This is a genomic window from Blastocatellia bacterium (genome assembly GCA_035573895.1).
Classification (GTDB): Bacteria; Acidobacteriota; Blastocatellia; order HR10; family HR10; genus DATLZR01.
On sequence record DATLZR010000177.1, the window covers coordinates 1 to 6,345 of the forward strand.

A 6,345-nucleotide genomic window follows, 5' to 3' on the forward strand; every position below is an offset into this window, starting at 1 on the left:
CGATCTTCGCCCGCCGTTCGGCATCGAGCCGCTCGAACTCGTCGAGGGCGCCGCGAATCCCGCGTTGCGCCAGCTTCTCCTTCACGCGTTCGAGATTTTCTCTGACAAAGCGGATATCGAGCATTGCATCTCCATGTGCCGCATGGTACAAATTAGCACAGGATTCTTCCGGGGAGCAAATAGCAGCGGGGTTGACCTATGATTGAACGGCTAACACGAGAAGCACGGCGCATTATTATTCTCGCTCGGGATGAGGCGTTGCGATGTGGACGCTCGATCATCGAGCCCGATGATCTCCTTCTAGGACTGGCGCAGAGTGACCCGGAGATGATTCAGAGAATCCCGGGATTAAGCGAAGCTGTCACCGGGCGCGTGACATCTCCCCCGGAGCCGCCGGAGTCTCAGGGGGTTGAGGTTCCCTTGAGCCGTTCGGCGCATCGCGCCCTCGTCTTCGCCGCCGAGGAAGCCGAACGGCAGGGTCTGCGCATGATCAGCACCGGTCACCTGTTATTCGGGCTTCTCCGAATCCCTGAGTCCACCGCCGGAAAGACCGTCAGGGAGAAACAGTTGACCCTGGGGATGATCCGACGGATCCTCTTCGGATACGCCTACGGACGGCGCATCCGCAAGGCTGTTTTCCCCGCTGCCGGATTGGGAACACGATTTCTGCCGGCGACCAAAGCTCAACCCAAAGAGATGCTGCCGCTCGTTGATAAGCCGCTCATTCAGTACGCCGTCGAGGAAGCCATCGCCAGCGGCATCGAACAAATCATCATCGTTACCGGCCGAGGCAAAAATGCCATCGAGGATCACTTCGACATCGCCTTCGAGCTGGAACAGGCGCTGGAAGAGAAAGGTCGTCACGATCAACTGGAGGAAATTCGCCGGATCGCGGCGTTGACGCGCTTCGCCTACGTCCGCCAGAAGAAGGCGCTCGGTCTGGGTCATGCGGTGCTGGTTGCCCGCGATCTCGTCGGCGATGAGCCGTTCGCCGTACTGCTCGGAGACGACGTGATTGATTCGGAGGTCCCCTGCCTCAAACAACTTCTCAACGTGTTCGAGCGTTACGAGGCTCCCGTCGTCGCCATCACGCCCGTGGAGGGACCGGCGATTTCCCGGTTCGGCGCGATTCGGGCCGAAGAGGTCGAACCCAATATCTTCTACATCTACGACATGGTCGAGAAGCCCCGCTACGAAGACGCTCCGTCAAATCTGGCCATCATTGGCCGCTATATCCTGACGCCCGACATCTTCGAGGAGCTGGAAAAGACGCCCATCGGTGCCGGAGGTGAAATTCAGCTCACTGATGCCATGCGATCTTTGCTTCAGAAGCGGCCTTTCTATGGGTATCGTTTCGAGGGGAAGCGCTATGACGCCGGAGATAAGTTAGGGTTCCTCATCGCCACGGTCGAGCTCGCCCTCAAGCGCGACGATATTGGGCCGGCTTTTCGTCAGTACCTGAAGGAATTGAAACTCGCGGGGATGGAAACCTGGTCCGGGCGCGAGTAATCTGCGCCGTGTCGGCGCTCCTTCGATTAGACTCCGCGATGATACGGTTGCCACAACGGTCGTTACCACCCTGGGCGGAAATGCTGGAGCGGGCTCACCGCGAGTTTGAGTCGCTCGGTTCACTCTCTTCGGAGGTCGTCGGTGAGCTGGCGGGGTGGCTGCTGGTGGAGCAGGTCGTAAGCGATCTGTTCTTGGACGGGATTTGTGTCGAGCGGGAAAAGGTGGTGGCCGCCGTATTGGAGAAAGCGGAAATTTCTTCCGAGCATGTGATTGTCGCCCGGCGGTTTGCGCGGGCTGTGGAGGAGTTGAGTCGCCGCCTCTCCTCTGACGGGAATCCCGCGACTGTGGAGCTGACGACCGACCTCCTGCTGACACTCCACCGATTCGCTGTGGGCGAAGCGGAACCTTCTGCCGGACAATTTCGTCAGACCGAGGTAAACCCGCTTTATCCCGGTCATGTGCCGTGTCTGCCCGACGAGTTGCCCCGTCTGGTGGAACTGGCCCTCGAATGGTTCGCTGCGGAGAGCGTCAGGGAGCTGCATCCGGTCGAACAAGCAGCGCTCGTCCATACACGGCTGGCAGACCTTCAACCGTTTGCTAAGGGCACGAGTCGCGTGATTCGCCTGGCCGCGAGTCTCTATACCCTGCGCGTGGGTTTGCCACCGATCATCATCCCTCGTGACCTCGTGCAAGACTACTATCAGGCGACGCTTTCAGCTCTTCAGATGGCCACCGATCCACTGGTTGAACTGTTCGCTCGTGCACTCACGGTGACACTTCGGCAGATGACGGAGATCGTCCGATCCCGTCAAGCGTGAGGATCCCTCTGGCTACCCTGGCTCACGCCCCACAGCAGGGTTACGAAAGAGTTTCTTCCTTTGCCAGGGCGGTGAGGTCTTCGGCTGTGGTATACTGTCGGACCGACACGGCATCGGGTGAGGCCACCCGCTCACAGGACGGTGGCAGGACCATCTTCACCGGCGGAAATCACCATGGCCGATTACGCGGGAAAGATCGTGGAATTCGTGGCTGAGGATGAGGCCCAGGTCGGATTCGTCCTCAAGCAGACGAGTGATCGGTTGGTCGTCCGAGACGAACGTGGACGCGAAGCAACGGTTTCACCCGCGAAGGTTGTTCTCGTGGTCAGCCCTCCACCCTCTGTGCCGAGAGGGCCGGGAGAGTTGATCCGGCAGTGGAACGCGCAGGTTCAGTCCATTTGCTCGACCATTGATCTCCCCCTGCTGTGGGAGACGGTGGCGGGGGAGAGTCGGGAATATGATTTGAGCGAACTGGCCACGATTTATTTCGCCCGGGCCACGCCAGAGGAACATGCCGCTCTCTTTCGCGTCCTCATGGGGGATGAATTCTTTTTCAAGCGCGTGGGCATTCGCTTCAAACCCCGGACGCCCGCTCAGGTGGAGGAACTTCAAAGGAGGCTTGATGAGCAGCGGCGGCGCGAAGCATTGCGGCAACAGTCACTGGAATGGTTGAGGAGTGTCCTGGCGGCGGACGAGCCGTGTGAAATCCCGCCGGAGTTCACCGAGCTTGTGGATCGAATCGAGGCCTTCCTCCTCAAGAAGCAGGGAGGTGACGTCGTCGGTCTGCTCTCGAAGGTTCACGAGGAGATGACGGCCAGGGAAGTGGCCTTCGATGTGCTGGTGAAGGTAGGGCGGCTGGAGGCGTCGGTTGATCCGCTTCTGGTCATCGGAGGAATCCGACAGGAGTTCTCCGCCGAGGCCCTGCAGGCCGTTAACGCTCTCACCCCTTTTCACGGCGACGACACACGAACGGATTTCACCCGTCTGGAGGCGTTCGCCATTGATGACGAGGAGACTCAGGAGGTGGATGACGCCTTCACTGTCGAATTCCTGGACGAGACCGTTCGCCTTGGCATCCACATCGCCGATGTCGGCTACTTCGTGGCCAAGGGTGATCCTCTCGATGCCGAAGCGTATCAACGGGCCATCACCGTATATCTGCCGACGGGCCGCATTCCGATGTTGCCCGAGCGACTGGCCTTTGATCTGGCGAGCCTCCAACAGGGGGCCGTCCGTCCCGTGATGAGTTTCCTTCTGGAATGCGACAGAAGCGGAGAGATCCGCCGGACGAGCATCGAGCCGGGGGTCATCCGGATAGCGCGCCGGTTGACCTACGAGGAGGCGGATCAGTTGCTGGCATCGTCTTCCGATGCGGCGCTCGTCTGGCTCTCTCAGTTGGCCAGCCGTCACCTGGAGTGGAGGCTTGAACGTGGAGGGTTACTCATCCGCCGTCCGGAGATGAAAGTCCGCGTGAAGGACGGCCAGATTAGCCTCAAGCAGCTCGATCCCTGGTCTCCCAGCCGGATGATCGTTAGCGAGCTGATGATCCTGGCCAACTGGCTGGCGGCCGAACAGGCGGCCATCGGCGACCTCCCCATCATTTTTCGCGCCCAGGATCCTCCCGCCGAGCCGATTGATCCGGCTCTGATGGAAGCCGTTCGGGAGAGATACGACCCGGTGGCGCTTGAGAAAGTCGTGAAGCTCATCCGAAGATCGAAATTGTCTTTATTCCCTCAGAGCCATACCGGGCTGGGCTTGAGCGCTTATACGCAACTGACCTCTCCGATTCGCCGGTTTGCCGATCTGGTGATGCAGCGCCAGCTCATGGCGGCCATCCGGAAGGAGCAGCTTCCTTACGAACGCGATGAGCTATTGGAAGTTCTGGCCACCGTAGAGTCGGCTGAACGGGAGATCCGGGCACTCGAGGCCAAGGCAACGCGCTACTGGATCCTCGAATTCCTGCGGGGACAACCGCAGGGACAGGCCTATCGGGGAATTGTCGTTCGGCGAATGCCGGGTTTTTATCTCGTCGAACTCTCCGACTACCTCGTTCGAGGGATCCTCCGGACGAAAGATTCGCTCGATGTGGGTGACCATCTGATGGTCACCATCGCTGAGACGAATCCCAAAACGGGGACCCTTCGGTTGCAGCAATGCGAGTGAAACGAAAAGAGAGAAACTTGTTATCCGCGAAGATCAAAAGTGTGAAACGCCCCTTCCCCGTCCGCACATGGCGCATCGGTGGGGTGGGCTCGCGCCACAATGGAAGGGATCCACGGATGAGTGATCCCTGGGAGCCATTCATCAGAGGGCAGAGATTTTTCGTGTCATTTCGCGTAATTCGCGGTCTATTTTTCAAGGGAGGGTATCATGATCACGGTACCGAAACTGACGCTTGCTGATGCCAAGATCATTCTCGAAGCCGCTGAAGAGAAAGCGCGGGAAATCGGCGTTCCCATGGACATCGCCGTCGTTGATGATGGAGGGAATCTTCTGGCTTTTCATCGTATGGATGGAGCCAGGATCACCAGCATTGACATCGCCATCAACAAAGCCTTTACGGCAGCAGGAGCGCGCCGGGCAACTCACGAATATGCTGCTGTGGCCCAGCCGGGCCAACCCGCTTTTGGTATTCATGTCAGCAATCATGGCCGGTTTATGATTTTCGGCGGAGGTCTCCCGATCTTTGTGGACGGTCAGATTGTCGGCGGCGTCGGCTGTAGCTCGGGCACGGTGGAGGAAGATATGGCCGTTGCCCAGGCGGGAATTGACGCCCTGCTGAAGGCACTGGGGAAGAGCTGATTGCCTTCCGGGAATCGCCGCCGACGCAGACGGATCACCCCGGATGGGACGATTGATCGTGTCCGTCCGCGGTGATCCGATGTGATCGAGCGCGGGCGTTCCAGTCCGTGATCGCGCGAGCGGTCTTGTAGTGGTGCCGTGATTGGGACGCGCGCGTCCGAAAGGTGAACTTGCATTCCCCTTGGGGCGAGAATTATCATACGCTCCCTTTCTCAACGTGCAATAGGTGGAGGCTGATGCAACTGAAGGACCGAGGAGTACTGGTGACGGGCGCTGCCAAACGCGTGGGCCGTGTGGTGGCTCTGGCGCTGGCCCGTCGTGGAGCCCATGTGGTTGTGCACTATCATCATTCGTCGGGGGATGCACAACGAACGGTCGAAGAAATACAGGCCCTCGGCGTGCGCGCGACGGCCCTGGCGGCGGATCTCACCCGAGTCTCCGAAATCGAGAGTATGGTTGAGCGGGCGGCTCAGTTTCTCGGTCGCCTCGATGTACTCGTCAATAATGCGTCGGTCTTTTGGCGCACACCCTTTGGAGCGATCACCGAGCGGGACTGGGATGATCACTTCGACGTGAATTTGAAGGCGACCTTCTTCTGCGCCCAGGCCGCAGCGCAGGTCATGCAGAGGCAGGGGGAGGGAAAGATCATCAATATTTCCGATTGGGCGGGCTATCGGCCTTACGCCGACTATATTCCCTATTGCGTCTCCAAAGCCGGTGTGATTGCCCTGACGCAGGTTCTCGCGCGTACGCTCGCGCCGACCATTCAGGTCAATAGCGTCGCCCCCGGCCCGGTTCTGTTGCCGGAAGATTACGATGACCGGGAGCGGGAGAAAATTATTCAGGAGACGCCGCTTGGCCGCCTCGGATCGCCCGAGGATGTTGCGCAGGCCGTCCTTTTCCTCATCGAAGGGAGCGATTTTATCACCGGGCATACGCTCGTCGTGGATGGTGGGCGGCTCATCCGATAGGGAAGGCCATCACCACGAGGGAAGTCACAACAGTGCCGTCATGGAGGATAGCGATGTACCAGGCAACGAAGCAGATTCATTTCTGTTATGGCCATCGGCTCCTCAACTACGCGGGGAAGTGCCGCAATCTTCATGGCCATAATGCCAAGGCGGAGATCACGCTGGAATCCGATCACCTGGACGACCGAGCAATGGTCGTTGATTTCGATGATATCGAACGGCTCGTCAAGTCCTGGGTTGACGAG

General features: G+C 59.3%; 7 protein-coding genes and 1 pseudogene. 7 read left to right on the plus strand and 1 reads right to left on the minus strand.

What is annotated here, in order from left to right; translation table 11 throughout:
- Positions 1-124, minus strand: a 124-nt coding sequence (locus tag VNM72_15560; GenBank protein HXF06810.1) for a hypothetical protein, incomplete at its 3' end; no start/stop codon positions are given.
- A 203-nt stretch (positions 125-327) separates the two neighbouring features.
- Between VNM72_15560 and VNM72_15565 the strand changes: the two are divergent.
- The 7 genes and pseudogenes from VNM72_15565 to VNM72_15595 all read left to right on the plus strand — a co-directional run.
- Positions 328-561: pseudogene (locus VNM72_15565) on the plus strand (Clp protease N-terminal domain-containing protein).
- A gap of 18 nt (positions 562-579) precedes the next feature.
- On the plus strand, positions 580-1,509 hold the full coding sequence (galU, locus tag VNM72_15570; protein HXF06811.1) for a UTP--glucose-1-phosphate uridylyltransferase GalU: 930 nt from the start codon (positions 580-582) through the stop codon (positions 1,507-1,509).
- A gap of 38 nt (positions 1,510-1,547) precedes the next feature.
- Positions 1,548-2,327 (plus strand): Fic family protein, encoded by a 780-nt coding sequence (locus VNM72_15575; GenBank protein ID HXF06812.1) that lies wholly within the window; start codon positions 1,548-1,550, stop codon positions 2,325-2,327.
- Between the two features lie 141 nt (positions 2,328-2,468).
- Complete coding sequence (locus VNM72_15580) at positions 2,469-4,490, plus strand: RNB domain-containing ribonuclease (GenBank protein ID HXF06813.1); 2,022 nt, start codon at positions 2,469-2,471, stop codon at positions 4,488-4,490.
- Between the two features lie 207 nt (positions 4,491-4,697).
- Complete coding sequence (locus VNM72_15585; protein ID HXF06814.1) at positions 4,698-5,129, plus strand: heme-binding protein; 432 nt, start codon at positions 4,698-4,700, stop codon at positions 5,127-5,129.
- 236 nt (positions 5,130-5,365) lie between these two features.
- Positions 5,366-6,100, plus strand: coding sequence for an SDR family oxidoreductase (locus tag VNM72_15590; GenBank protein ID HXF06815.1), 735 nt, complete (start codon positions 5,366-5,368; stop codon positions 6,098-6,100).
- 53 nt (positions 6,101-6,153) lie between these two features.
- On the plus strand, positions 6,154-6,345 hold a 192-nt coding region (locus VNM72_15595), incomplete at its 3' end, for a 6-carboxytetrahydropterin synthase (GenBank protein HXF06816.1).

Coding starts and splice junctions, on each gene's coding strand:
- VNM72_15575 (HXF06812.1), top strand. CDS start 1,548: ATGATACGGTTGCCACAACGGTCGTTACCACCCTGGGCGGAAATGCTG.
- galU (HXF06811.1), top strand. CDS start 580: ATGATCCGACGGATCCTCTTCGGATACGCCTACGGACGGCGCATCCGC.
- VNM72_15590 (HXF06815.1), top strand. CDS start 5,366: ATGCAACTGAAGGACCGAGGAGTACTGGTGACGGGCGCTGCCAAACGC.
- VNM72_15585 (HXF06814.1), top strand. CDS start 4,698: ATGATCACGGTACCGAAACTGACGCTTGCTGATGCCAAGATCATTCTC.